This window comes from Enterobacter cloacae complex sp. ESBL7 (genome assembly GCF_041679625.1).
Classification (GTDB): Bacteria; Pseudomonadota; Gammaproteobacteria; order Enterobacterales; family Enterobacteriaceae; genus Enterobacter; species Enterobacter asburiae_B.
The window spans coordinates 1-26,444 of the sequence record NZ_JBGORN010000015.1 but is presented as its reverse complement, the minus strand read 5'-3'; the positions used below and the strand labels follow the sequence as shown (position 1 = coordinate 26,444).

At 56.0% G+C, this 26,444-nt stretch carries 19 protein-coding genes and 3 tRNA genes; 11 read left to right on the top strand and 11 right to left on the bottom strand.

From position 1 onward, the window contains the following. The first annotated feature begins 99 nt into the window (after window positions 1-99). Genes ptrA through recD form a run of 3 tightly spaced genes read left to right on the top strand, consistent with a single transcriptional unit; the run spans window position 100 to window position 8,323 of the window. On the top strand, window positions 100-2,967 hold the full coding sequence (ptrA, locus tag ACERY3_RS23945) for a pitrilysin (protein ID WP_058841058.1): 2,868 nt from the start codon (window positions 100-102) through the stop codon (window positions 2,965-2,967). Then, a complete protein-coding gene (recB, locus tag ACERY3_RS23940; protein WP_058841059.1) occupies window positions 2,964-6,506 on the top strand; it encodes an exodeoxyribonuclease V subunit beta in 3,543 nt (1,180 codons plus the stop codon). The genes ptrA and recB overlap by 4 nt, the downstream gene beginning before the upstream one ends. Then, entirely contained in the window at window positions 6,503-8,323 is a 1,821-nt protein-coding gene (gene recD / locus ACERY3_RS23935) for an exodeoxyribonuclease V subunit alpha (RefSeq protein ID WP_058841060.1), read from the top strand. The genes recB and recD overlap by 4 nt, the downstream gene beginning before the upstream one ends. Window positions 8,324-8,377: 54 nt before the next feature. Here the strand turns inward: recD and argA are convergent, their stop codons facing one another. Continuing rightward, complete coding sequence (gene argA / locus ACERY3_RS23930; protein WP_023309037.1) at window positions 8,378-9,709, bottom strand: amino-acid N-acetyltransferase; 1,332 nt, start codon at window positions 9,707-9,709, stop codon at window positions 8,378-8,380. A gap of 227 nt (window positions 9,710-9,936) precedes the next feature. Between argA and amiC the strand changes: the two genes are divergently transcribed. Next, window positions 9,937-11,190 (top strand): N-acetylmuramoyl-L-alanine amidase AmiC, encoded by a 1,254-nt coding sequence (gene amiC, locus ACERY3_RS23925; protein ID WP_373226601.1) that lies wholly within the window; start codon window positions 9,937-9,939, stop codon window positions 11,188-11,190. 88 nt (window positions 11,191-11,278) lie between these two features. On the opposite strand, the gene ACERY3_RS23920 is transcribed toward amiC, so the two are convergent. The 3 genes from ACERY3_RS23920 to ACERY3_RS23910 form a co-directional block, all read right to left on the bottom strand. Then, a tRNA-Met gene (locus tag ACERY3_RS23920) sits at window positions 11,279-11,355 on the bottom strand. Between the two features lie 44 nt (window positions 11,356-11,399). Continuing rightward, window positions 11,400-11,476, bottom strand: a tRNA-Met gene (locus tag ACERY3_RS23915). A gap of 44 nt (window positions 11,477-11,520) precedes the next feature. Then, window positions 11,521-11,597, bottom strand: a tRNA-Met gene (locus tag ACERY3_RS23910). 208 nt (window positions 11,598-11,805) lie between these two features. On the opposite strand from ACERY3_RS23910, the gene mltA reads away from it, so the two are divergent. After that, the gene (gene mltA / locus ACERY3_RS23905) at window positions 11,806-12,903 is read left to right on the top strand and encodes a murein transglycosylase A (RefSeq protein ID WP_033146436.1); all 1,098 of its coding nucleotides are present in this window, start codon (window positions 11,806-11,808) and stop codon (window positions 12,901-12,903) included. Between the two features lie 75 nt (window positions 12,904-12,978). After that, entirely contained in the window at window positions 12,979-13,785 is an 807-nt protein-coding gene (tcdA, locus tag ACERY3_RS23900) for a tRNA cyclic N6-threonylcarbamoyladenosine(37) synthase TcdA (RefSeq protein ID WP_048979243.1), read from the top strand. On the opposite strand, the gene csdE is transcribed toward tcdA, so the two are convergent. Together csdE and csdA are read right to left on the bottom strand one after the other, a co-directional pair. Beyond that, window positions 13,776-14,222, bottom strand: a complete 447-nt coding sequence (csdE, locus tag ACERY3_RS23895) for a cysteine desulfurase sulfur acceptor subunit CsdE (protein WP_033146434.1) — start codon at window positions 14,220-14,222, stop codon at window positions 13,776-13,778. The two genes, tcdA and csdE, sit on opposite strands and share 10 nt — an antisense overlap. After that, window positions 14,222-15,427 (bottom strand): cysteine desulfurase CsdA, encoded by a 1,206-nt coding sequence (gene csdA / locus ACERY3_RS23890; RefSeq protein WP_058841061.1) that lies wholly within the window; start codon window positions 15,425-15,427, stop codon window positions 14,222-14,224. The genes csdE and csdA overlap by 1 nt, the downstream gene beginning before the upstream one ends. A 192-nt stretch (window positions 15,428-15,619) precedes the next feature. Here csdA and ACERY3_RS23885 point away from each other — a divergent pair, with 192 nt between their 5' ends. From ACERY3_RS23885 to rlmM, 4 genes are all read left to right on the top strand, one after another. Continuing rightward, window positions 15,620-15,847 (top strand): YgdI/YgdR family lipoprotein, encoded by a 228-nt coding sequence (locus ACERY3_RS23885; RefSeq protein ID WP_008499648.1) that lies wholly within the window; start codon window positions 15,620-15,622, stop codon window positions 15,845-15,847. 349 nt (window positions 15,848-16,196) lie between these two features. Next, window positions 16,197-17,114 (top strand): glycine cleavage system transcriptional regulator GcvA, encoded by a 918-nt coding sequence (gene gcvA / locus ACERY3_RS23880; protein ID WP_023309032.1) that lies wholly within the window; start codon window positions 16,197-16,199, stop codon window positions 17,112-17,114. A 39-nt stretch (window positions 17,115-17,153) separates the two neighbouring features. Beyond that, on the top strand, window positions 17,154-17,549 hold the full coding sequence (locus tag ACERY3_RS23875; RefSeq protein WP_023309031.1) for a DUF423 domain-containing protein: 396 nt from the start codon (window positions 17,154-17,156) through the stop codon (window positions 17,547-17,549). Beyond that, window positions 17,542-18,642, top strand: coding sequence for a 23S rRNA (cytidine(2498)-2'-O)-methyltransferase RlmM (gene rlmM, locus ACERY3_RS23870; protein ID WP_023309030.1), 1,101 nt, complete (start codon window positions 17,542-17,544; stop codon window positions 18,640-18,642). The genes ACERY3_RS23875 and rlmM overlap by 8 nt, the downstream gene beginning before the upstream one ends. 110 nt (window positions 18,643-18,752) lie before the next feature. Here rlmM and xni read toward each other — a convergent pair whose 3' ends face one another. The 5 genes from xni to queF all read right to left on the bottom strand — a co-directional run bounded on the left by xni (window position 18,753) and on the right by queF (window position 25,187). Beyond that, on the bottom strand, window positions 18,753-19,508 hold the full coding sequence (gene xni, locus ACERY3_RS23865; RefSeq protein ID WP_048979245.1) for a flap endonuclease Xni: 756 nt from the start codon (window positions 19,506-19,508) through the stop codon (window positions 18,753-18,755). Between the two features lie 112 nt (window positions 19,509-19,620). Further along, window positions 19,621-20,988 (bottom strand): L-serine ammonia-lyase, encoded by a 1,368-nt coding sequence (locus tag ACERY3_RS23860; RefSeq protein WP_033146431.1) that lies wholly within the window; start codon window positions 20,986-20,988, stop codon window positions 19,621-19,623. Window positions 20,989-21,053: 65 nt separating this feature from the next. Then, complete coding sequence (locus ACERY3_RS23855) at window positions 21,054-22,349, bottom strand: HAAAP family serine/threonine permease (protein ID WP_024909280.1); 1,296 nt, start codon at window positions 22,347-22,349, stop codon at window positions 21,054-21,056. A gap of 514 nt (window positions 22,350-22,863) precedes the next feature. Further along, window positions 22,864-24,228, bottom strand: coding sequence for a nucleotide 5'-monophosphate nucleosidase PpnN (gene ppnN / locus ACERY3_RS23850; RefSeq protein ID WP_373226600.1), 1,365 nt, complete (start codon window positions 24,226-24,228; stop codon window positions 22,864-22,866). 116 nt (window positions 24,229-24,344) lie between these two features. Then, window positions 24,345-25,187, bottom strand: a complete 843-nt coding sequence (queF, locus tag ACERY3_RS23845; RefSeq protein WP_021241894.1) for an NADPH-dependent 7-cyano-7-deazaguanine reductase QueF — start codon at window positions 25,185-25,187, stop codon at window positions 24,345-24,347. A 69-nt stretch (window positions 25,188-25,256) separates the two neighbouring features. Between queF and syd the strand changes: the two genes are divergently transcribed. Continuing rightward, window positions 25,257-25,802: a SecY-interacting protein gene (gene syd, locus ACERY3_RS23840; RefSeq protein WP_045888075.1), complete on the top strand. Its 546-nt coding sequence runs from the start codon at window positions 25,257-25,259 to the stop codon at window positions 25,800-25,802. The last annotated feature ends 642 nt before the right edge of the window (window positions 25,803-26,444 follow it).

Genomic DNA, 26,444 nt, shown 5'->3' with positions numbered 1-26,444 from the left:
ATGCACTTCTTATCACGGACTGATGTACCCAATAAAGAGATGTTGGCGTGTCCAGCACGCAATGTATTAATGATGTAGCCGTGATAAAGAGGTAGCACCTTGTTTAAAGCGTTTGTTTTGTTTTTCGCCCTCTGGGTACCTGTCACTCAGGCAGACTCCGGTTGGCAACCCGTTCAGGAAACTATTCGTAAAAGCGAAAAAGATACCCGTCAATATCAGGCTATTCGTCTTGATAACGGCATGACCGTGCTGCTGGTTTCCGATCCGCAGGCGGTGAAGTCCCTCTCGGCATTAGTGGTGCCGGTTGGATCGCTGGAAGATCCTGACGCGCATCCTGGGCTTGCACACTATCTGGAACATATGACGCTGATGGGGTCAAAAAAATACCCGCAGCCAGATAGCCTGTCCGAATTTTTGAAAATGCATGGCGGCAGCCACAATGCCAGTACGGCACCGTACCGCACGGCCTTTTATCTTGAAGTCGAAAATGATGCGCTGGAAGGCGCGGTCGATCGCCTTGCTGATTCCATCGCCGCCCCCCTGCTGGATAAAAAATATGCCGACCGTGAACGCAATGCCGTCAATGCTGAGTTGACCCTTGCCCGCACGCGAGACGGTATGCGCATGGCCCAGGTCAGCGCCGAAACCATCAACCCTGCGCACCCGGGTTCGCGCTTCTCCGGCGGTAACCTTGAGACGTTAAGCGACAAACCGAACAGCCCGGTGCTTGATGCCCTGCACGCGTTTCGCGATAAATACTACTCCGCCAACCTGATGAAAGCGGTCATCTACAGCAATAAACCGTTGCCAGAACTGGCAGGCATGGCGGCTAAAACGTTTGGCCGGGTGCCGAATAAAAATATCGACCTGCCGCAGATAGACGTACCGGTGGTCACGGATGCGCAAAAGGGCATCGTGATCCACTACGTGCCTGCGCTGCCGCGCAAAGTGCTGCGCGTGGAATTCCGCATCGATAACAACACCGCACAGTTTCGCAGTAAAACCGATGAGCTGGTGACCTATCTGATAGGTAACCGTAGCCCGGGTACGCTTTCTGACTGGCTGCAAAAACAGGGGCTGGTGGAAGGTATTCGCGCCGACTCCGATCCGGTTGTGAACGGCAATAGCGGCGTGCTGGCGATCTCCGCCACCCTGACCGACAAGGGCCTGGCAAACCGTGACGAAGTGGTGGCGGCGATCTTCAGCTACCTCTCTTTACTGCGTGAGAAAGGCGTCGATAAGCGCTACTTTGATGAGCTCGCGCACGTGCTGGATCTCGATTTCCGTTACCCGTCCATTACCCGCGATATGGATTACGTTGAGTGGCTGGCGGATACCATGATCCGCGTGCCGGTGGAGCACACCCTCGATGCGGTCAATATTGCCGACCAGTATGATGCCGGGGCGGTAAAAGCCCGCCTGGCGATGATGACGCCGGAGAATGCCCGCATCTGGTACATCAGCCCGAATGAACCGCATAACAAGACGGCATATTTTGTCGATGCCCCTTATCAGGTAGACAAAATCAGCGCGCAGACCTTCACCGACTGGCAGAAGAAGGCCGGGGAGATTGCGTTGAAGCTGCCGGAGCTGAACCCCTATATTCCGGATAACTTCTCGCTGACCAAAACGACTCAAGATTACCCGCACCCGGCGCTCATCGTTGATGAACCGACGCTGCGCGTGGTGTACACCCCCAGTCGCTACTTCGCAAGCGAGCCAAAGGCCGATGTCAGCGTGGTGCTGCGTAACCCGAAAGCGATGAACAGCGCCAAAAATCAGGTGATGTTCGCGCTCAATGACTATCTCGCCGGGATTGCGCTCGATCAGCTCAGCAACCAGGCGGCCGTGGGCGGGATCAGCTTCTCCACCAACGCCAACAACGGTTTGATGCTCAATGCAAACGGCTATACCCAGCGTTTGCCTCAGCTGTTCCAGGCACTGCTGGAGGGCTATTTCAGCTATACGCCGACGGAAGAGCAGCTTGAACAGGCCAAATCGTGGTATGCGCAGATGATGGATTCTGCGGAGAAGGGCAAAGCTTACGATATGGCGCTTATGCCGGCGCAAATGCTGTCGCAAGTTCCTTATTTCCAGCGAGAGGACCGCCGTGCGCTGTTGCCTTCGATCACCTTAAAAGACGTGCTGGCTTACCGTGACGCGCTGAAAACCAACACGCGTCCGGAGTTCCTGATCGTCGGCAACATGAGTGAGGATCAGGCCAAAACCCTGGCAGAGAATGTACGCACTCAGCTCGGTTCGAAAGGCGACGAGTGGTGCCGCAACCAGGACGTGCTGGTTGAGAAAAAACAGAATGTGATTTTTGAAAAGGCGGGTAACAGCACGGATTCCGCGCTGGCCGCGGTATTTGTGCCAACGGGCTATGATGAATTCGCCAGCTCGGCGCAGAGTGCCGTACTGGGGCAAATTATTCAGCCGTGGTTCTATAACCAGTTACGCACTGAGGAGCAGCTTGGCTACGCGGTGTTTGCCTTCTCCATGAACGTAGGCCGACAGTGGGGGCTGGGTTTCCTGCTGCAAAGCAGCGATAAACAGCCGGCGTATCTCTGGAAGCGTTACCAGGCCTTCTTCCCGCAGGTGGAAGCGAAACTGCGCGCCATGAAGCCGGAAGAGTTTGCGCAGATCCAGCAGGCCGTCATCGCACAGGTGATGCAGCCGCCGCAGACGCTGGGTGAAGAAGCCTCGCAGCTGAGCAAAGATTTCGATCGCGGTAATCTGAAATTTGATTCGCGTGATAAAGTAGTGGCCGAGATAAAACAGCTGACGCCGCAGAAGGTTGCCGACTTCTTCCATCAGGCGGTCATTAAGCCGCAGGGGATCACCATCCTGTCTCAGGTTTCCGGTAGCCAGAACGGGAAAACGGAGTACGTGAACCCGAAAGGCTGGAAAGTCTGGAAGAGCGTCAGCGCGCTGCAGCAATCTATGCCCTGGAGTAAGAAAGAATGACCGATACCGCTGAGTCCCTTGATCCCTTACGTTTACCTCTGCAGGGTGAACGATTGATTGAAGCCTCAGCGGGAACGGGAAAAACCTTCACCATTGCCGCCCTCTATCTGCGTCTGCTGCTAGGGCTTGGCGGCAACGCCGCTTTTCCACGCCCTTTGAGCGTGGAAGAGCTGCTGGTAGTCACCTTCACCGAGGCTGCCACCGCTGAGCTGCGGGGCCGTATTCGCAGCAATATCCACGAGCTGCGCATCGCCTGTCTGCGTCAGAGCACGGATAACCCTCTCTACGCGAGCCTTCTGGAAGAGATTGCCGATAAGCAACAGGCAGCCCAGTGGCTGCTCCTCGCTGAACGGCAGATGGATGAAGCGTCCGTCTTCACCATTCACGGTTTTTGCCAGCGTATGCTGAGCCTGAATGCATTTGAATCCGGAATGCTGTTTGAACAGCAGCTCATTGAAGATGAATCCGTGCTTCGCTATCAGGCCTGCGCGGATTTCTGGCGTCGCCACTGCTACCCGTTACAGCGCGATATCGCCGAAGCGGTTCATGCGCTGTGGAAGGGTCCGGAGGCGCTGCTGCGCGCTATCGATCGTTATCTGCAGGGTGAAGCGCCGGTCATAAAATCCCCGCCGCCAGCGGATGAAACCCTGGCCTCACGGCATGAAAAAATCATCGCGAGAATTGCCGACATCAAGCAAAAATGGATTGAGTCCGTTGGCGAGATTGACGCAATCATCGAAAATTCCGGGATTGACCGACGCAAGTTTAACCGTGGCAATCAGGGGAAATGGATCGACAAGATCAGCGCCTGGGCGCAGGAGGAGACGCGGGGCTACCAGCTCCCGGATGCGCTGGAGAAATTCTCCCAACGTTTCCTGGCTGAGCGGACCAAAGCCGACGGCATTGTGCCTGAGCATCCTCTGTTTGTGGCGATTGAGACCCTGCTGGCTGAGCCCTTAACGCTCAACGATCTGATGATTACCCGCGCCATGACGGAAATTCGCGACGCCGTCGCGCGTGAGAAACGCCGCCGGGGTGAGCTGGGGTTTGACGATATGCTGAGCCGCCTCGATGCGGCGCTGTGCAGTGAAAATGGCGAAGCGCTTGCCGCCGCGATCCGCACCCGCTTCCCGGTGGCGATGATTGACGAATTTCAGGATACCGACCCTCAGCAATACCGCATTTTCCGCCGTATCTGGCGCCAGCAGCCCGGCACTGCGCTGTTGTTAATCGGCGATCCGAAACAGGCCATTTACGCCTTCCGCGGTGCGGATATTTTCACCTACATGAAAGCCCGTAGCGAAGTTGACGCGCACTACACGCTTGATACTAACTGGCGCTCCTCTCCCGGCATGGTGGAAAGCGTCAACGCGCTCTTCGGGCGCATGGATACGGCGTTTATGTTCCGGGAGATCCCGTTTCAGCCGGTAAAGTTCGCCGAGAAAAATGCCTCGTTGCGCTTTGAGTTCAACGGCGAGACGCAGCCTGCCATGAACTTCTGGCTGCTGGACGGGGAAGGCTGCGGCGTTGCCGACTATCAAAATGCCATGGCCCAGCACTGTGCCGCACAAATCCGCGACTGGCTCAGTGCGGGCGCGCACGGTAAAGCGCTGCTGTGGAAGGGGGATAAACCAACCCCGGTAAAGGCATCCGATATCACGGTGCTGGTGCGCAGCCGTCAGGAAGCCGCGCTCATCCGCGATGCCCTGACGTTACTGAATATTCCCTCCGTCTATCTCTCGAACCGCGACAGCGTCTTTGAAACGCTGGAAGCGCAGGAGATGCTATGGCTGCTGCAGGCCGTGCTGGCCCCGGAGCGGGAAAGCACGCTGCGTAGCGCATTAGCGAGCGCGATGCTCGGGCTGAACGCGCGGGATATTGATGCGCTCAACAATGACGAAGCCGCGTGGGATGCCGTAGTAGAAGAGTTTGTTCACTACCGCGAAAAATGGCAGAAGCGTGGAGTCATGGCGATGGTGCGTGAGCTCATGGCGCAGCGCCACATTGCGGAGAATATGCTGGCGACAGCAGGCGGCGAGCGCCGTTTGACCGATATTTTACATATCAGCGAACTGCTGCAGGAAGCCGGTACGCAGCTGGAGAGCGAACACGCCCTGGTACGCTGGCTGGCGCAGCAGATTGCCGATCCGAACAGTAATTCGTCCAGCCAGCAGATGCGCCTTGAGAGTGATAAACATCTGGTGCAGATCGTCACCATTCACAAGTCGAAAGGCCTGGAATATCCGCTGGTCTGGCTGCCGTTTATCGCCAATTATCGCGTGCAGGATCAGGCCTTTTACCACGATCGCGAGTCTTTTGAGGCGGTGCTCGATCTCAGCAACGCGGAGTCCAGCGTTGAGCTGGCCGAAGCCGAGCGTCTGGCGGAAGACCTGCGCCTGCTTTACGTGGCGCTGACCCGTTCGGTCTGGCACTGTAGCCTGGGCGTTGCGCCGCTGTTCCGTCGCCGTGGCGAAAAGAGCGGGGAGAGTGATTTTCATCTGAGCGCGCTGGGGCGGCTTATTCAGCACGGCGAACCCAAAGATGCGGTGGGCCTGCGCCAGTGCATCGAATCGCTTTGCACGGAGCATGTTGCCCTGCATATTCCGTCGCAGCCCGACAACAGCCGCTGGCAGATGCCGGAGCTGCGTGAGTCAGAGCTCCATGCCCGCCAGGTTGTGCGTACCATTGCCGACGACTGGCGCGTCACCAGCTACTCCGGTTTACAGCAGCACGGGCAGAGTATTGCGCAGGATCTGATGCCAAAACTGGACGTGGACGCCGCAGGAGCCGGTAGCGTACCCGCTGAGCCGGTGCTCACGCCGCACCAGTTCCCGCGCGGCGCCTCGCCGGGCACGTTTTTGCACAGCCTGTTTGAAGAGCTGGATTTTACCCAGCCGGTTTCCGAAGAGTGGGTGCTGAAAATGTTACAGAGTGGCGGCTACGACGCGCAGTGGCAGCCGGTTCTCACCGACTGGATCCGCGCGGTACTGCACGCGCCGCTCACGACGCAGGGGATCTCGCTGAACCAGTTGACTGCCAAAGATAAGCAGGTGGAGATGGAGTTTTATCTCCCCATCGCCAGCCCGCTCAGGGCCGAGGCGCTTGATGCGCTGATCCGTGAGTACGATCCGTTATCCGCCGGATGCCCGCCGCTGAACTTCCGCCAGGTGCAGGGGATGCTCAAAGGCTTTATCGACCTGGTTTTCCGCCACGAAGGGCGCTACTACCTGCTGGATTACAAATCGAACTGGCTGGGTGAAAGCAGCGAAGCCTACACCCAGGACGCGATGGCCTCGGCAATGCAAATGCATCGCTACGATCTGCAGTACCAGCTTTACACCCTTGCGCTGCACCGTTACCTGCGCCATCGCATGGCCGATTACCGCTACGAAGATCATTTTGGTGGCGTCATTTACCTGTTCCTGCGCGGAGTGGATGCTAACGACCCGCGTTCCGGCGTCTTTAGCACGCGTCCGGCTGCGAAACTGATTGAAAAAATGGATAACCTGTTTGCTGCAAGCACGGAGGAGGTGGCATGACGATGCAGGCGCTACTGCTGGACGCTGTTGAACAACGGTTACTGCGTCACCTGGATGTGCAGTTCGCCATGATGGTGGCAGGCGAGGAGCCTGCCGTCATGCTGGCCGCGGCCATTCTGAGTAAAGACGCGGGGGAAGGCCACGTATGTCTGCCGCTGTCGCGTCTGGCGGTGGATGAGAAAATGCCTCCGGCTTTACAGGCGTGTTTCGCGCTGCTGGGTGACGAAGTGGACTGGCAGGAGATATTACTCGGCTCGCCTGCCGTAAGCGGAGCCGATACCGGGACGCCGATGATCCTTGTCGGCGAGCGTTTGTATCTTAACCGGCTGTGGCGTAACGAACTGACGGTAGCGCGCTTCTTCAGCGAGACCAACGCCCCGCTTCCCTGCGATGAAGCGCAGCTCCGGCAAACGCTGGATACGCTGTTTACCTCTGACGACGCGACAGACTGGCAAAAAGTGGCGGCAGCCGTGGCCTTAACGCGACGGATCTCGGTGATTTCTGGTGGCCCGGGCACCGGGAAAACGACCACTGTGGCAAAACTGCTTGCCGCGCTGATTCAGCTATCGGGTGAGAAAAAGTGCCGTATTCGCCTGGCGGCCCCCACCGGTAAAGCGGCGGCACGTCTGACGGAGTCGTTAGGCGGCGCGCTGCAAAAACTGCCGCTAACCGGGGATCAGCTTGCGCTTTTCCCCAATGAGGCGAGCACGCTGCACCGTTTGCTTGGCGCACAGCCGGGTAGCCAGCGTCTGCGCTATCATGCCGGTAACCCACTGCACCTTGACGTGCTGGTCGTGGATGAAGCGTCGATGATTGACCTGACGATGATGTCGCGTTTGATCGATGCGCTGCCGCCGCACGCGCGCGTCATTTTCCTCGGCGATCGCGACCAGCTTGCCTCCGTAGAGGCGGGAGCCGTATTGGGGGATATCTGCACCTATGCCAGCCTGGGATATACCGCGGAACGCGCGCAGGAGTTAGCCCGTCTCACCGGATGTTCGCTCACGTCTGAAAACCATTCGCTTGCAGGGGCGCTGCGCGACAGCCTGTGTCTGCTGCAAAAAAGCTACCGTTTCGGCAGCGACTCCGGCATCGGCCAGCTTGCGGCGGCGGTGAACCGGGGCGACCGGCGCACCACCACAGCGGTATTTGACGGTACCTTTACGGATATTGAGAAAAAATCGCTGCAAAGCGGGGAAGAGTATCAGGCGATGCTGGACGACGCCCTGCAGGGGTACCAGCACTTTCTGACGGGCGTACAACAGCAAAGTACGCCGGAGCAGGTCATTGCCGCGTTTGGCGAATACCAGCTGCTCTGTGCGCTGAGGGAAGGCCCCTTTGGCGTCCGGGGTTTGAACGACAGGCTGGAACAGCTGCTGGCGCAAAAACGCAAAATTAACCGTACCCCGCACTCGCGCTGGTATGAAGGGCGACCGGTGATGATCTCCCGCAACGACAGCGCGCTGGGATTGTTTAACGGGGATATCGGGATTGCGCTCGACTGCGGTCAGGGCCTGCGCGTCTGGTTCCAGATGCCGGACGGGAGCGTGAAGTCCTTCCAGCCCAGCCGTTTGCCCGAGCATGAAACCGCCTGGGCGATGACGGTGCATAAATCCCAGGGCTCCGAGTTTAACCATGCGGCGCTGATCCTGCCCACGCAGCTTTCACCCGTCGTTACCCGCGAGCTGATCTATACCGCCATTACGCGCGCGCGTCAGCGTCTTTCGCTCTATACCGATGAGCGGGTGCTGGTGCAGGCGATCGCCACCCGAACGGAACGCCGAAGCGGGCTGGGCGCGATATTTGAGTCACTCTGAACAACGCCAGATATCCAGGCCGGGTACGCGCAGCGCGACCCGGCAAGCGTTGTATTATCCCAGGTCAGCCATCAGCACCTTTGAACGACGCTGATAGTTGTACATCTCTTTCTTCGTTTCCGGCAGAGAATCGATATCCACCGGCGTGAATCCGCGCTCCTGGAACCAGTGAATGCTGCGCGTCGTCAGGACGAACAGTTTGCTCAGTCCCATCTGGCGCGCCTGTGCCGCCACGCGTTCAAGCAGCATTTCGCCGCGTGAAGAGCTACGGTAATCAGGATGCACCGCCACGCAGGCCATTTCACCGATCTTCTCTTCCGGGAACGGATAGAGCGCGGCGCAGGCAATGGTCAGGTTATCGCGCTGAATAATGGTGAATTTGTCGATCTCCATCTCCAGCTGTTCGCGTGAGCGACGTACCAGAATGCCCTGCTGTTCCAGCGGGCGGATCAGCTCCAGAATGCCGCCGATGTCATTGATGGTGGCGCGGCGGATCTGCTCCGCACTCTCCATCACAATCTGCGTACCAATACCGTCGCGGGAGAACAGCTCCTGCAGCAGGGCCCCGTCTTCCTGATAGCTGATCAGGTGGCTGCGGCGCACGCCGCTGCGGCAGGCCTTCACGGCGCCACGCAGGAAGCGGACGGTGCCGGAGTGGTAATCACCTTCGGCTTCCAGCGCCTCCACGCGAGCCTGGGCTTCATTCGGGAAGAGTTCTGGTACGATTGTTCCTTCAGCGTCCACGACGCCCTGGGAGGAGCAGAACCCAATCATTTTTTCCGCCTTCAGCTTGATCGCCAGCTGCGTGGCAATCTCTTCGGACGTCAGGTTAAAGCTTTCGCCGGTCACGGAAACGGCGACCGGGCCCATCAGCACGATGGCACCGCTGTCCAGCTGGCGGTGAATAGCTTCTTCATCAATACGACGGATACGGCCGCTGTGGCAGTAATCCACGCCATCGTCCACGCCGAGCGGCTGGGCAATGATAAAGTTGCCGCTCACGACGTTGATATGCGCGCCCTGCAGCGGCGTATTGTTGAGGCTCATAGAGAGACGCGCGGTAATATCCAGCTGCAGCAGACCCGCCGCCTGTTTCACCAGCTCCAGGGTTTTGGCATCGGTGACGCGGGTATGTTTATGGTAAATCGGCTCGTGGTGGTGAGCGGCCAGGTTGGCGTCGATCTGCGGACGCGCGCCATAAACCACCACCAGGCGGATCCCGAGGCTGTGCAGCAGGCCAATGTCATTGACGATGCTGGAAAAATTTTCATGCTCAATGGCTTCGCCGCCAAGCATGATGACAAACGTTTTTCCCCGATGGGCGTTGATATAGGGAACAGAATGGCGGAATCCCTGGACCAGTTCGGTTCTACGTTCCTTCACCATGGCACAACCCTTAATGAATGTTTATTCGTAATTTCTGTATTTTTATTCGATTGTGGCCGCGTGTGCAAGCGCAAATTTTCCGCGACCCACAGAAATTGGTAAGTAATCCGTGCGTTAGCGTATGATTGTTTACCCTTTTATAGATGACAGTTTATGCGTCATTCGTTAAAGTTTTCGGTCAATTTGGACATTTTGTATATCAGTCAGTGTTCTTGCTCGGGAGAAGCATGTCGGGATCCAATTCAGCAATAAGCCGCCGCCGTTTGTTAAAAGGGGCCGGGGCAATGTGGTTGCTTAGCGTCAGTCAGGTCGGTCTTGCCGCCACGAGTCAGGTGGTGGCGGTGCGCGTCTGGCCGTCGTCGACCTATACGCGCGTGACGGTTGAATCCAATCGCGTGCTGAAATATAAGCAATTTGCCCTCAGCAACCCGGAACGCGTGGTGGTGGATCTCGAAGGCGTTAACCTCAACTCCGTGCTGAAAGGGATGGCGGCGCAGATCCGCGGCGACGATCCGTTTATTAAATCGGCTCGCGTCGGGCAGTTTGATCCGCAAACCGTGCGCATGGTGTTTGAGCTTAAACAGAACGTTAAGCCGCAGCTGTTCGCCCTGGCGCCCGTCGCGACGTTTAAAGAGCGTCTGGTGATGGATCTCTACCCGGCCAACGCAACGGATATCCAGGATCCGCTACTTGCGCTGCTGGAGGATTACAACAAGGGCGACTTGCAGCGTCAGGTGCCGCCTGCGCAAAGTGGCCCGCAGCCCGGAAAAGCAGGGCGCGATCGTCCGATTGTGATCATGCTCGATCCCGGCCACGGCGGCGAAGACTCCGGCGCGGTGGGAAAATATCGCACGCGTGAAAAAGACGTGGTGCTGCAAATTGCCCGTCGGCTGAAAGCGTTGATTGATAAAGAAGGCAATATGCGCGCCTATATGACGCGCAATGAAGATATCTTTATTCCGCTGAAGGTCCGGGTGGCGAAAGCGCAGAAGCAGCGCGCCGATTTGTTCGTGTCGATCCATGCGGATGCCTTTACCAGCCGCCAGCCAAGCGGCTCGGGGGTGTTCGCGCTCTCAACCAAAGGCGCGACCAGTACCGCAGCAAGATTCCTGGCTGACAGCCAGAACGCCTCTGACCTGATTGGTGGCGTGAGCAAAAGCGGCGACCGCTACGTCGACCACACCATGTTCGATATGGTGCAGTCGCTGACCATTAACGACAGCCTGAAGTTTGGTAAAGCGGTGCTGGGCAAGCTGGGGAACATCAATAAGCTGCATAAAAACAGCGTTGAACAGGCCGGGTTTGCGGTACTCAAGGCACCGGATATCCCGTCCATCCTGGTCGAAACCGCGTTTATCAGTAACGTCGAAGAGGAGCGTAAGCTCAAGACGGCAAAATTCCAGCAGGAGGTTGCGGAGTCGATTCTGGCGGGGATACGGGCGTATTTCTCTGACGGGGCGACGCTGGCGCGACGCGGATAATGCTTTCAGCCGGGTAACCGCCCGGCAAATTCACAGACGACAGATACAAAAAAACACCCTTGAGGGTGTTTATTGTTTTCAGAAGTGTTGGTTGCGGGGGCCGGATTTGAACCGACGACCTTCGGGTTATGAGCCCGACGAGCTACCAGGCTGCTCCACCCCGCGTCCGTCTTTCTACTCGTGTAGAAACTTACTTCTTCAAATTTGATTGGTTGCGGGGGCCGGATTTGAACCGACGACCTTCGGGTTATGAGCCCGACGAGCTACCAGGCTGCTCCACCCCGCGTCCGTCTTTCTACAGTCGTAGAAGATACTTCATCAAATTTTAATTGGTTGCGGGGGCCGGATTTGAACCGACGACCTTCGGGTTATGAGCCCGACGAGCTACCAGGCTGCTCCACCCCGCGTCCGTGGATGCGCACTATACTCGGATAGGTTTGTGATGCAACCCCTTTTTCACATAAATCATGATTTTGTATGCAAATTGAACGACATGGCTCTGTTCGGACTATTTTTTGCGCAAAATTTGCCAAAGGGCATGCGATCGCATTTCATTAGCCCTGGCGGTTTGTTATCTTCATCACGCGGAAATGGGCAACTTAAAGACGAGATATAATGAAAGGACGTTGGGCGAAGTATCTGATGGCGGGCGCAATGGTAGCGATTCTTGCGGCCTGTTCTTCCAAACCGACCGATCGCGGTCAACAGTATAAAGACGGGAAGTTATCCCAGCCTTTCTCTTTAGTTAATCAGCCTGATGCCGTCGGCGCACCGATTAATGCCGGTGATTTCTCCGAGCAGGTCTACCAGATCCGCAACGCGTCGCCGCGTCTGTATGGCGCCCAGAGTAGCGTGTATAACGCGGTCCAGGACTGGCTTAAAGCAGGCGGCGATACGCGCAACATGCGCCAGTTTGGTATCGACGCCTGGCAGATGGAAGGGGCCGATAACTACGGCAACGTCCAGTTTACCGGTTACTACACCCCGGTTATCCAGGCACGACACTCGCGTCAGGGCGAGTTCCAGTATCCTATCTATCGTATGCCGCCAAAACGCGGTCGTCTGCCGTCTCGCGCTGAGATCTACGCCGGTGCGCTGAGCGAAAACTACGTTCTGGCCTACAGCAACTCCCTGATGGATAACTTCATCATGGACGTTCAGGGCAGCGGCTACATTGATTTTGGCGACGGGTCGCCGCTTAACTTCTTCAGCTATTCCGGTAAAAACGGCCACGCCTATCGCAGTATCGGTAAGGTGCTGATCGACCGCGGTGAAGTGAAGAAAGAAGATATGTCGATGCAGGCGATCCGCGAGTGGGGCGAGAAACACAGCGAAGCCGAGGTGCGCGAGCTGCTGGAGCAGAACCCGTCGTTCGTCTTCTTCAAACCGCAAAACTTCGCGCCGGTGAAAGGGGCCAGCGCGGTTCCGCTGATTGGCCGCGCGTCGGTAGCATCGGATCGTTCGATTATTCCTGCTGGCACCACGCTGCTGGCTGAAGTCCCTCTGCTGGACAATAACGGCAAGTTCAACGGTCAGTATGAGCTGCGTCTGATGGTGGCGCTGGACGTCGGCGGGGCAATTAAAGGCCAGCACTTCGACATCTATCAGGGTATTGGCCCTGATGCAGGCCATCGCGCGGGCTGGTATAACCACTACGGACGCGTGTGGGTACTGAAGGCGGCGCCGGGTGCTGGAAACGTATTCAGCGGCTGATTGTGGTATTCTGAGCAAAATACGGATTACTGTTCAGGGTGAGGAAAACCTCACCCTTTTTACATCTGAGGTTTTATGTCTGTGGTAATCAGCGACGCCTGGCGCCAGCGTTTTGGCGGGACGGCACGTTTATATGGTGAAAAAGCCCTGCAGCTTTTTGCGGATGCGCACGTCTGCGTCGTGGGCATTGGTGGTGTGGGGTCGTGGGCGGCAGAAGCGCTGGCGAGAACCGGTATTGGAGCAATCACGCTGATTGACATGGATGACGTTTGCGTCACCAACACCAACCGTCAAATCCACGCCCTGCGCGATAACGTCGGCCTGGCGAAGTCTGAGGTCATGGCGGAACGTATTCGCCTGATAAACCCGGAATGTCGGGTCACGGTGATCGACGACTTTGTGACGGCAGATAACGTCGCGGAGTACATGAGCAAAGGCTATAGCTATGTGATTGACGCCATCGACAGCGTGCGGCCAAAAGCGGCGTTGATCGCATACTGCCGTCGCTACAAGGTGCCGCTGGTCACAACGGGCGGTGCGGGCGGGCAAATCGATCCGACGCAGATCCAGGTGGCCGACCTGGCGAAAACGATCCAGGATCCGCTGGCGGCCAAGCTGCGTGAGCGCCTGAAGAGCGATTTTAACGTGGTGAAGAACAGCAAAGGCAAGCTCGGCGTTGACTGCGTGTTCTCGACCGAAGCGCTGGTCTACCCGCAGGCGGATGGCTCAGTCTGCGCGATGAAAAGTACGGCGGAAGGGCCAAAACGAATGGACTGCGCCTCAGGTTTTGGTGCGGCCACCATGGTGACCGCCTCCTTTGGCTTTGTGGCGGTGTCTCACGCCCTCAAGAAAATGCTGGCGAAGGCGGAACGTCAGGCCTGAGCCTGACGTGCGGCATCCAGTACCGCGTCGCTCAGCGCGATTAACCCCTGACCGCGCGAGGCGCTGAGCTGCGCGCGCAGCCCAAGCTCATCAAATAACGCCAGCGGCGAATGCGCCAGCAATTCCGCCGCGCTTTTTCCTTCCACAGCGGTCAGCAATACGGCCAGCAGGCCTCGGACGATACGGCCTTCGCTGTCGCCGAAGAAGTGCAGCTTCCCGCCGGAGACGCTCACGCCCAGCCAGACGCGGTTTTCACAGCCTGCAATCTCTTTCGCCTGCGCTTTAAGATCGTCTGAAAGGGCCGGGAGCTGTTTACCCAGCAGGATCAGCTGTCGATATTTATCTTCCCACTGCTGGAGCGGGGCGAAGGTCTGTTTTAAGGTCTCTTCTGTGATGACCGTGCCAAACGGATGTCCGGCTAAAGCAGCGCTAGTCATTAATCCACCAGTATTTCAAGGGCGCGGTCAACGGCGGCAACTAGCGCGTCGACATCGCTTTGGGTATTATACGGCGCAAACGAGGCGCGCAGCGTACCGTTAACGCCAAGCGCCGCCAGCAGCGGCTGGGCGCAGTGCTGTCCGGCACGCAGGGCAATGCCGTATCCGGCCAGTAGCGTCACCATGTCGCTATGGTGAACGCCCGCAAAATCAAAGGCCAGCAGGCTTGAGTCCTGAACGCGGAACGAGCGGAAGCCCGGGCGCTTTTTGAGCTCTTCCTCTGCCAGCGTCGCCAGCCCCCGGCTCCAGCTTTCTGCCTGAACGATGTCTGTTTCTGCCAGCCACTCCAGCGCTGCGCTTAAGCCAATCACCCCCGCCACGTTCGGCGTACCGGCTTCCAGTCGATAGGGAACATCCTGAGTTTTGAAGCCATCGAACGACACTTCGGTGATCATTTTGCCGCCACCGAGCCACGGCGTCATTTTTGCCAGCAGTTCAGGCTTGCCGTACAACGCCCCAATACCGGTTGGCCCGTAGAGCTTATGTCCTGAGAAGGCATAGAAATCGATATCAAGCACCTGGACATCAGCGGGGAAGTGCACCACACCCTGAGCGCCGTCGACCATCACCACCATCCCGCTGGCATGGGCAATGCGAATAGCCTGAGCCAGGTCCGGGCAACCTCCCGTGACGTTCGACATCTGTCCGAGCGCCAGAATGCGGCTGCGGGATGTAATCAGCTCGGGGAGACGGGCCACGTCGGGCAGAAGGTCTGCACCCAGTGGAAGCTTCACCACGCGTGCACCCGTTTGCTCTGCCACCATCAGCCATGGCACCAGGTTGGCGTGATGTTCCGCCTCGCTGACGACGATCTCATCGCCCGGCTGAAGCAGCGGGCGCGCGTAGCACTGGGCCACCATATTGATGGCTTCGGTCGTGCCGCGCGTCCAGACGATGTTTTTCCCGCTCTCGGCATTGATCAGGCGAGCGACCTGATCGCGTGCGGCTTCATAGCGCGCGGTTAATCGCTGTGCTTCGGCAAACTGGCTGCGATGCACGTTCCCGGCGCTCAGGCTGTAGAACTGCTGCGTGGCTTCAATCACCGCCTGTGGCTTAAGGGCGGTGGCGGCGCTATCCAGGTAAATACCGGCATCGGCCAGGGCCGGAAACTGTGCGCGGAACTGCGCAGGACTGAAAGCGTTCATGGGATTCCTCATTTCAATATAGCGATCGTCGCGCAATTTCAGCGGCAGGGCAAGGAGGTTGATATCTATCAGAATTGTCTGCTTATCCTTACGGCCTCAAAAAAGCAGGTTATGCTAAATAGTGTTAGGCGGATGTTTTAGCCTGTTATAAATCGAGGTTTGAATAGCATTAATTGCTAAAGGAGAATAATCATGAATAAGACAGCTGCAATCATTTCTGCCTGTGCGTTTACTTTTGCCCTGAGCGCCTGTTCCGGTAACAACTACGTGATGCACACCAACGATGGTCGTTCTATCGTTTCGGAAGGGAAACCGACTACCGATAATGATACCGGGATGATTTCGTACAAAGATGCTAACGGGAACAAGCAGCAGATCAACCGCACGGACGTGAAAGAGATGAAAGAGATCGAGCATTAACAGATCGCAGGCGAAAAAAAAGCACCGCAAATTGGCGGTGCTACATTAATCACTATGGACAGACAGGGTAAATGTACAGGAAGTGAAAAATTGGTAGCGTTGCTACCGTGGTCTGAATCGCAGACCAATTGCAAACACAACAACACAACATCACAACCGTAAGCCAAAAGCCCTTCAGAACACGCATTCCGAAAAAAGCTCTTCGTTCCGGCTCAGGAAGTGCCGCCACTATAGGTATTTGCTGGTAGTTCCTCAACGGACAAATTATAATGGCTCAGATAAAAAAAACTAATAGGTTAAACGTTGTTTCCTGTTTGTTAAATCCCGTTAACATCTAAGCCAGATAACCATGTCAAAGCGATTGCCACCTCTTAATGCATTACGAGTTTTTGATGCAGCAGCACGTCATCTGAGCTTTACCCGCGCAGCAGATGAGCTTTTTGTGACACAGGCCGCAGTAAGTCACCAAATCAAGTCTCTGGAGGATTTTCTGGGCCTTAAGCTGTTTCGTCGACGCAACCGTTCGTTGCTGTTGACCGAAGAGGGGCAGAGCTATTTTCAGGATATTAAAGAGATTTTTTCCCAGCTCACGGAAGCCACGCGTAAGCTGCAGGCTCGCAGTGCAAAAGGTGCTCTGACCGTCAGTTTATTGCCCAGTTTTGCCATTCATTGGCTGGTGCCCAGACTCTCAAGCTTTAACTCAGCTTATCCGGGGATCGACGTTCGAATCCAGGCGGTAGATCGTCAGGAGGACAAGTTGGCCGATGACGTGGATGTCGCCATTTTTTATGGTCGCGGTAACTGGCCGGGCTTGCGCGTTGAAAAATTATACGCAGAATATCTCCTGCCGGTCTGTTCTCCCCTGCTGTTAACAGGTGAGAAGGCGCTGAAGTCACCCGCCGATCTGGCTCAGCATACGCTTTTGCATGATGCCTCTCGCCGCGACTGGCAAACTTATACCCGTCAATTAGGTCTTACACATATTAACGTGCAGCAGGGACCCATTTTTAGCCACAGTGCGATGGTGTTACAGGCTGCCATTCACGGGCAGGGCGTGGCGTTGGCGAACAACGTCATGGCGCAGTCCGAAATTGAGGCAGGCCGCCTGGTTTGCCCTTTTAATGATGTACTGGTCAGCAAGAATGCGTTTTATCTGGTTTGTCATGACAGTCAGGCAGAACTGGGTAAAATAGCCGCCTTCCGGCAGTGGATACTGGCGAAAGCGGCAACCGAGCAAGAAAAATTCCGCTTCAGGTATGAGCAATAACGTTTGTGTGCCGGGCACGCATCAACTCAGGACTTAAACATGACCAGCCGATTCATGCTGATTTTTGCCGCGGTGAGTGGCTTTATTTTTGTTGCACTGGGCGCCTTTGGCGCACATGTATTAAGCAAGTCTTTGGGCGCAGTAGAGATGGGCTGGATCCAGACCGGCCTTGAATATCAGGCGTTCCACACGCTGGCTATTTTTGGGCTGGCGGTGGCGATGCAGCGTCGTATCAGTATCTGGTTTTACTGGAGCAGCGTGTTTATGGCGCTGGGTACCGTGTTGTTCAGCGGTAGCCTGTACTGCCTTGCGCTCTCACATTTGCGCCTGTGGGCGTTCGTTACACCTGTCGGCGGCTTCAGCTTCCTGGCGGGTTGGGTATTAATGTTTATCGGAGCTATCCGTCTGAAACGCAAGGGCGTTGTTCATGAATAAGGTTGTTTTATATTGTCGCCCGGGGTTTGAGAAAGAGTGCGCCGCGGAAATTACCGATAAAGCGGCGAAGCGCGAAGTCTTCGGCTTTGCCCGCGTAAAAGAAAACGCGGGCTATGTGGTATTCGAGTGCTATCAGCCTGAAGACGCGGACAAGCTGGCGCGCGAGCTGCCGTTCAGCTCGCTGATCTTTGCTCGCCAGATGTTTGTCGCGGGTGAGCTGCTGAAGGATCTTCCGCCGGAAGACCGCATCACGCCAATTGTCGGCATGCTGCAGGGCGTGGTGGAGAAGGGCGGCGATCTGCGCGTTGAAGTGGCGGATACCAACGAAAGTAAAGAGCTGATGAAGTTCTGCCGTAAGTTCACCGTGCCGCTGCGTGCGGCGCTGCGTGATGCAGGCGTGCTGACGAACTACGAAACGCCGAAGCGTCCGGTGGTGCATATCTTCTTTATCGCACCAGGCTGCTGCTATACAGGCTATTCGTACACCACCAACAACTCTCCCTTCTTTATGGGCATTCCGCGTTTGCGCTTCCCGTCCGATGCGCCAAGCCGTTCCACGCTCAAGCTGGAAGAGGCGTTCCACGTCTTTATCCCGGCGGATGAGTGGGATGAACGTCTGGCAAACGGCATGTATGCCGTCGACCTTGGCGCGTGCCCGGGCGGCTGGACCTATCAGCTGGTGAAACGCAATATGTGGGTATCGTCCGTTGATAACGGTCCAATGGCGCAAAGCCTGATGGACACCGGGCAGGTTACCTGGCTGCGGGAAGACGGTTTCCGCTATCGCCCGAACCGTAACAACATCTCGTGGATGGTGTGCGATATGGTTGAGAAGCCGGCAAAAGTCGCCGCGCTGATGGCCTCCTGGCTGGTGAACGGCTGGTGTCGTGAGACCATTTTCAACCTCAAGCTGCCGATGAAAAAGCGCTATGAGGAAGTATCGCAGAACCTGGCCTACATTCAGGAGCAGATGGACGAGCACGGTATTAACGTGGAGATCCAGGCGCGTCAGCTGTATCACGACCGTGAAGAGGTGACGGTGCATATTCGTCGCTGGTGGGCTGCGGTTGGCGGACGTCGCGACGAGCGATAGTACGCTGATTGCCCCTCACCCCGGCCCTCTCCCCAAAGGGGCGAGGGGGGAAAAGACCGCACCGGGCAGTTCCCTCTCCCCCATGGGGAGAGGGTTAGGGTGAGGGGATATCAACGTTCTAACCGCAACTGCTGTAAATTCCCGTCCAGCTGTAAATCCGTCTGTAGCGTTGCGATTTCCCGGCAGATAAACGCCATCTCTTTATGCGCCTCCAGCTTCTTGCGCCACTTTTCTGGCACCTCATCCAGACGGGCGTAAATCCCTTCCAGACTCTGAAAATCCTTCAGCAGCTGCGCGGCGCTCTTCGGCCCAATACCGGCGACACCCGGAACCTTAGAGCTGCTGATGCCTGCCAGCCCCCAGTAATCCGGCAGTTGCTCAGGCGAGACGCCGAACTCGCTGGCAATAAACGGCGCGTCCAGCCAGCGTTTTTGAAAATAGTCGCGAATGCGGATAGTCGGCGAGAGCAGCTGGCAGTAGCCTTTGTCAGTTGAAACGATAGTGGCCTGATGCCCGGCGCTTGCCACCTTTACGGCCAGAGTGGCCGCGAGATCGTCGGCTTCATTTCCCTGTGCACCCCAGCAGGGAACGCCACGCTGTTCAAATGCAGCGCGCAGCATGGGCAATTCAGCGTGAAGATCGTCCGGCATCGGGGCGCGTCCGGCTTTGTAGTCGGGCAGACGCTGGTGACGCCAGCCCGTGTTGCGGGCTTCGTCATCAAATACCGCGACCGCGTGGGTGGGCTCACTGTGGCGGATAAGCTGCTCCAGCGCGTGCAGGCAGGTGTCTTTACAAGGCGTCCCCTGTACCGCATGGATACGGCGGATCAGGTTAAGAGCATCGACGATAAGTAAATGAACGGCCACAGATAATCTCCCTTCTATCTCATGCGTGAAGGGTAACACTGTCAGCAGCGTGAAACTATGAATGGTGGGGAAAACAGGAAGAAGCCTCGCAAAACGAGGCTTCCTGAGGGGCTTAATCGCAGGTCACGATCTTCATCGCCAGGCCGCCGCGAGAGGTTTCGCGGTATTTGGCGTTCATATCTTTACCGGTTTCGTACATGGTTTCGATAACCTTATCGAGACAGACGCGCGGCTCGCTGGTGCGGCGCAGCGCCATACGTGCCGCGTTCACCGCCTTCACGGAGGCAATCGCGTTACGTTCGATGCACGGTACCTGTACCTGTCCGGCAACCGGGTCACAGGTCAGCCCAAGGTTATGTTCCATGCCGATTTCCGCAGCAATGCACACCTGTGTCGGGCTTGCACCCAGCAGTTCGGCCAGACCCGCCGCCGCCATGGAGCACGCCACGCCGACTTCACCCTGACAGCCCACTTCCGCACCGGAAATAGACGCGTTCATCTTATACAGCGAACCAATCGCACTGGCGACCAGCAGGTAGCGCGCCAGCGAATTCGCGTTCACTTCACGGATAAACTTGTCGTAGTACGCCAGCACCGCCGGAACGATACCGCAGGCGCCGTTGGTCGGCGCGGTGACCACGCGGCCCCCGGCAGCGTTCTCTTCGTTTACCGCCAGGGCGAACATGTTGATCCAGTCTACAACGGCCATCGGGTCCGTTGTCGTTTTGTCGGTGCTCACCAGCATACGGCGCAGCGCAGCAGCGCGACGCGGCACGCGAAGCTTGCCCGGCAGAACGCCCTCGGTGGTGATCCCGCGCTCAATACCGCCGCGCATCACTTCCCAGACGTTAGTGAAGTGCTGTTCGAGCTCTTCTTTACTGTGAAGCGCCAGCTCGTTTTTCATCATCAGGCCGGAGAGGGAAAGGCCCGTCTCCTGGCAGTGACGCTGAAGATCCGCCGCCGTTTTGTACGGATACGGCACTTCTACAGAAGAGGTATTGGTTTGACCAAAGTGGTCTTCGTCGACGATAAAGCCGCCGCCGATAGAGTAATACGTCTGGCTGTATACCGCTTTGTCGCCGGCCAGCGCGGTAATGCGCATGCCGTTTTCGTGCAGCGACAGGTTGTCCGCATGGAAATTCATGCAGTGGTCAACCGGGAATTCAACCTCATGCTCACCGTTCGCCAGCAGCAGGCGACCGTGGGTGTTCACATCCTGGATGAAGCCAGGGATCGCATCAATATCAACGGTATCCGGCAGGTTTCCCGCCAGGCCCATGATAATGGCGATATCGGTATGGTGGCCTTTCCCGGTCAGGGAAAGCGAGCCGTATACATCGACAACCACGCGGGTAATGTCATGCAAGATGCCGCGTGCAATCAAGTCATCCGTGAACTGCTTACCGGCTTTCATTGGTCCGACGGTGTGAGAGCTGGAAGGACCAATACCGATTTTGAAGATATCGAATACGCTAATCATGATGCGTCCATTGCTTTCAGTCAGAGAGGGAGGAGTGCGCCGTCCGAAGACGGCGCGGGTGATAATCAGAACATGGTGTACAGGGAGTAGAAGATCGCAGAGATTGCGATAAGACCCATGATAACCACAAACACGTTGCTCACATGACCGCTGTACTTGCGCATAGCAGGGACTTTCTGAATCGCGTACATCGGCATCAGGAACAGAATCATCGCGATGACCGGGCCGCCCAGGGTTTCAATCATGCCCAGGATGCTTGGGTTCAGCGTTGCTACCGCCCAAGTGGTGAGCAGCATGAACAGCGCAGTGATTTTGTTCAGCTTGTTGATTTCAATGCTCTTGCCTTTACCGCGCAGAGATTTAATCACCATACCGTTGAAGCCTTCACGCGCGCCGAGGTAGTGGCCCAGGAAGGATTTGGTGATGGCGATAATCGCGATGATTGGTGCCATCCACGCAATGACCGGTGCGTTAAAGTGGTTCGCCAGATAAGACAGAATAGAGATGTTCTGCTCTTTCGCTGCCGCCAGATCCGCCGGGGAGAGGCTCAGTACGCAGCTGAAGACGAAGAACATTACGGTCAGTACCATCATGATGTGAGCGCGTGCCAGGATGCTGGAGCACTTCTTCTCTGCGCCATTACCGTACTCTTCACGTTTCGCCACAGCGAAAGAAGAGATGATTGGGGAGTGGTTGAAGGAGAACACCATTACCGGAATCGCCAGCCAGAGGGTCATCAGCAGGCCGTTACCGGTTGCCGATGCGCTGCTCAGGGACAGGGTTTCCAGCGCTGCACCGTTCCACTGTGGGATCAGGTAGCAAGCCAGCACCATCAGAGCAATAACGAACGGGAAGACCAGTACGCTCATTGCTTTCACAATCATCTGCTCACCGAAGCGAACGATGGTCATCATGCCCACGATCAGGATCAGCGACAGAATCGCACGCGGCGGCGGCGTCATGTGCAGCTGGTGCATCATGAAGCTTTCAACGGTGTTGGTGATTGCCACGCTGTAGACCAGCAGGATAGGGTAAATCGCGAAGAAGTAGAGCAGGGTAATCAGTTTACCTGCGCCAACGCCGAAATGCTCTTCAACAACTTCAGTGATGTCTTCGCCCGGATTTTTACCGGACAGCACGAAGCGGGTCAGACCGCGGTGTGCGAAGAAGGTCATCGGGAAAGCAATGATAGCCATGATGATCAGCGGGATCAGACCGCCGACGCCTGCGTTGATAGGAAGGAACAGTACACCAGCGCCGATTGCTGTGCCGTAAAGGCCAAGCATCCACATGGTATCCGTTTTGCGCCAACCACTTCGGGATTCAATCGAAGCAACGGTGCTGGTTTGAGTGGTTTCCATCTGTATCTCCTGGAGGAAGCAAATTGTCAGGTTTTTAGTCAAATCCGATGAAAAAGTGCCTGACGGTAATATGAAATTCGTTCAGTGACGGTTTTTTAATAATTTTCGCCCGTAACTATTGGCGGGCGGAAAGATACATTCTAGTTATGAATCTATCAGTGATCCTGATCCCAAATGCAATAATCCACTTATGATGTGGGCATCTTTAGACCATTTATCTGTTAAAAAAACGTCAAAGAGAATTTACGGGCGCGAAGGCTACCACCAACGACATGTGAGCTGAAAGACTGGCCCGTGATATAGGTGTCTTTAGCTGTAAAGAAATGGGTTTTTAGTATTTTCTGGCAGGTAATTTGGATTAAGACTGATAATTTACGGTTGAAAAAACCAGGTAATCGTTTGCGTTTGCGCATAGTTTGTAAAAGACATAAGTGATGCGTATGAATTACCTCGTTAATAAAAAAGCCGGGACGCGCAACAGGGCGACCCGGCTTTGATCAGATGCAGTTGAGCGTTATGTGCAGATTTCGTAGCAAGGAATATAGGCTGAGCCCGGAAGCTTCATGCGGTGCTGAGCGACAAAGCCCTGCAGCATGTCGTCCATGCGGCGCATCATCTCCGGGTCGCCGTGGATCTTGTACGGACCGTACTGTTCAATGGCGCGGATGCCCATCTCTTTCACGTTGCCCGCCACAATCCCGGAGAAGGCACGGCGCAGATCGGCAGCCAGGACTTCCACCGGCTGGTCCGGATAGAGTTTCAGGTTCGCCATATTTTCGTGCGTTGGCTCGAACGGGATCTGCAGATCCGGCGCGATACGGATTGACCAGTTAAAGCTGTACGCATCGCCGGTATCGCGACGGTTTTCTTTAACCAGCGGCATCGCTTTTTTCATCTGGCGCGCCACTTCTGCGGCATCGTCAATGATGATGCGATAGTGACGACGCGCGGATTCGCCCAGCGTGTGCACGATAAACTCGTCCAGCACGCGGAAGTAGTCGGCGCTCTCTTTTGGACCGGTCAGGATCAGCGGCAGAACCTGATCTTTGTTGGCCGGGTTCATCAGAATACCCAGCAGATAGAGCAGCTCTTCCGCTGTCCCCACGCCGCCCGGGAAGATGATAATGCCGTGGGCGATACGGACAAACGCTTCAAGACGTTTCTCGATATCCGGCATGATAATCAGCTCGTTAACCAGCGGGTTAGGCGGCTCAGCGGCAATGATCGACGGCTCGGTCATGCCGATAAACCGTCCCTCTTTGTAACGCTGTTGCGCGTGTCCCACTGCGGCACCTTTCATTGGCGCTTCCATCGCACCCGGACCGCAGCCGGTACAGATATTCAGCTCGCGCAGGCCAAGCTGTGTGCCCACCCGACGCGCATAAAGGTATTCGGTTTCGTTAATGGAGTGGCCGCCCCAGCAGACGACCATGTTCGGCGCTTCGCCAACGTGCAGGGCACGGGCGTTACGCAAAATGGAGAACACCAGGTTGGTGATATGGACCGAGCTTTCCAGGTCGAGATGCTGGAAACGGCCTGCGTTGTGGATCTGCCCGTTAACAAACAGGATGTCACGCAGCACGGCAAACAGGTTAGCCTGAAGTGAACGAATGATATGGCCGTCGACAAAAGCCTCTTCCGGCGGGTTGATGACTTCAAGCTTCACGCCACGCTCGCGGCGCAGCACGTTGATATCAAAGCTTTCGAAGCGGGACAGCAGTTCTTTACTGTTATCTGTCAGGCTTCCGGAGTTCAGTACGGCAAGTGAACAGTTACGAAACAGTTGATAAAGATCGCTGCTGGCCGTGCGCTTAAGCATGTCCACTTCCAGCTGCGACAACATATCCATTGAGCCAAGCGGGCTAATATGTGTAATCAAGTGAGCTCCTTACGGGACGATTATCGTCTTTCCCTGTTGATTACAATAGCCCTGGCGTGTGACGTTTCACAACCTAAAGCGCGGAAGATACCGCGCATATTGTGAAAATATTTATATTACTGACGCACCAGCCGCCCCGTTGCTGGCACAAAATCGGTGTTGGTGCGCCACGGGTTGATGTCCAGACCGCCACGGCGGGTGTAGCGCGCGTAAACGCTCAGTTTTTCTGGCTGGCAAAAACGCTGAATATCGCTAAAGATACGCTCCACGCACTGCTCGTGAAATTCGTTGTGATGGCGGAACGACACCAGGTAGCGCAGCAACTTTTCCCGGTCAATTTTCGGACCGCGGTACTGGATCTGCACCGAGCCCCAGTCCGGCTGGTGGGTGATCAGGCAGTTGGATTTCAGCAGATGGCTGACCAGCGTCTCTTCGACCACCTTTCCGCTCGCCGCGTTTTCAAGGTAATCGGCGCTAAATTCATAATTCTCCACCTCGATATCCTGATCGTCGATGCAGGTTCCGTTGAAGTGGGCGACCGGCTGCCCTTCCAGCTCGTGCAGGCGATACAGTGAAACGCTCACCTTTCCCTGCGCGCAGGCGCTTAAATCACGTTCCAGGGTGTGCTGAACGTCGTCCCAGCTGTTGAATTTTGTCTGGTTAAAACTGTTGAGATAGAGCTTAAAGCTTTTGGATTCCACGAGATTAACGCTGGCGTAATCCAGCTCAACGTGGCCCACCGCCACCTGCGGCAGACCGCGCGCGTTAAGCCACGAGAGTTCGTACAGCGTCCAGATGTCACCGCCGACAAACGGCAATGCGTCTGCATGCAGGCCCAGAGGATCGCGGTTCAGGCTGCGCGGCACGCCCTGCAGCAGGCTTGCATCGTAGGTATCGCGGTAATCGGTCGATTTCCCCAGCGTTAAGCCGGTTAACGCCTGATGATTTTCGTAAGACATGTTTCATAGCCACTTTACAGGTACACTTATGGCCTGAGTTTATCCTGTCTGACAAGAAGAGAGAAATCGGTGGACATCGAAACTGCAAATGCCCTCACTAGCTTCACGACCCGCTATTGCGACGCATGGCATGAAAAGGACCAGACATGGCCGCAAAGTGCTGATTTGTATGGCGTACCTTCGCCGTGCATTATCTCTTCAGTCGACGATTACGTTATCTGGCAGCCAAAACCTTTCGACGGCGAGCAAAATGTAAATGCGGTTGAGCGGGCAATGGACATTGTGGTACAACCAGCAGTTCATGCGTTTTATACCACGCAGTTCGCAGGGGATATGCCTGCGCGCTTTGCTGATATCACGCTGACGCTGTTGCAGACCTGGAGCGAAGACGATCTGCAGCGTGTTCAGGAAAACCTGATTGGTCACCTGGTCACGCAAAAACGCCTGAAGCTTTCTCCGACGCTCTTTATTGCCACGCTGGACAGCGAACTGGACGTTATCTCCGTCTGTAACCTGTCAGGTGAAGTGGTTAAAGAGACTATCGGCACCCGCAATCGCGAGACTCTCGCCCCCTCTCTTGCGGATTTCCTTACCCGACTTGAGCCACTTCTGTAATCCATGATGCTATAGCGCGTGTGAGAGATCTCTTACAACGTTTGTGAGAGATCGCTGAAGATTCAGTATTACCTCATTTAATTCAGATTAATATTGCTCTGTTTTTCAATGAATTACTTGTTCATTGTATTGTTTTTAGGGATTTCTTACGGCTTACAACCCAGAAAGGGTGGGTTGTAAGACGAAGCGGAATAGCGGATTCTATTTCTGTCGACAGGACGCCGACACGAGAAACGAACATCAGGATGATGGCGTTTCTCACACAGGACTCGTCAGGATGGCGCTGCAGGAAGGCTTCAGGATGAAGCGAAGTGGATAACGCAGGATGCGTAAGGGACACCTCCAGGAAGGAGAATGAGAGCCGGTCAGGATGGTCGGTGGGTCAGGAAGGCCAGGACGTTTCGGGATGAAACAAACACGTCAGGAAGATGTGTGCAGGATGCATCGGCTTACGGATGACCAGGCCTTCGGGCTTCAGGAAAAGTTGTCACGGATGAGCAGGGAGCACGAATTGTGAGCCTGTAATTAAAATTGTGTAATTGCCTGATTTTGATATGTTCACTCCAACAACGGAGACAGGCAATTATGGACGAAAAGAAACTCAAAGCCCTTGCGGCTGAACTGGCTAAAGGCCTTAAAACC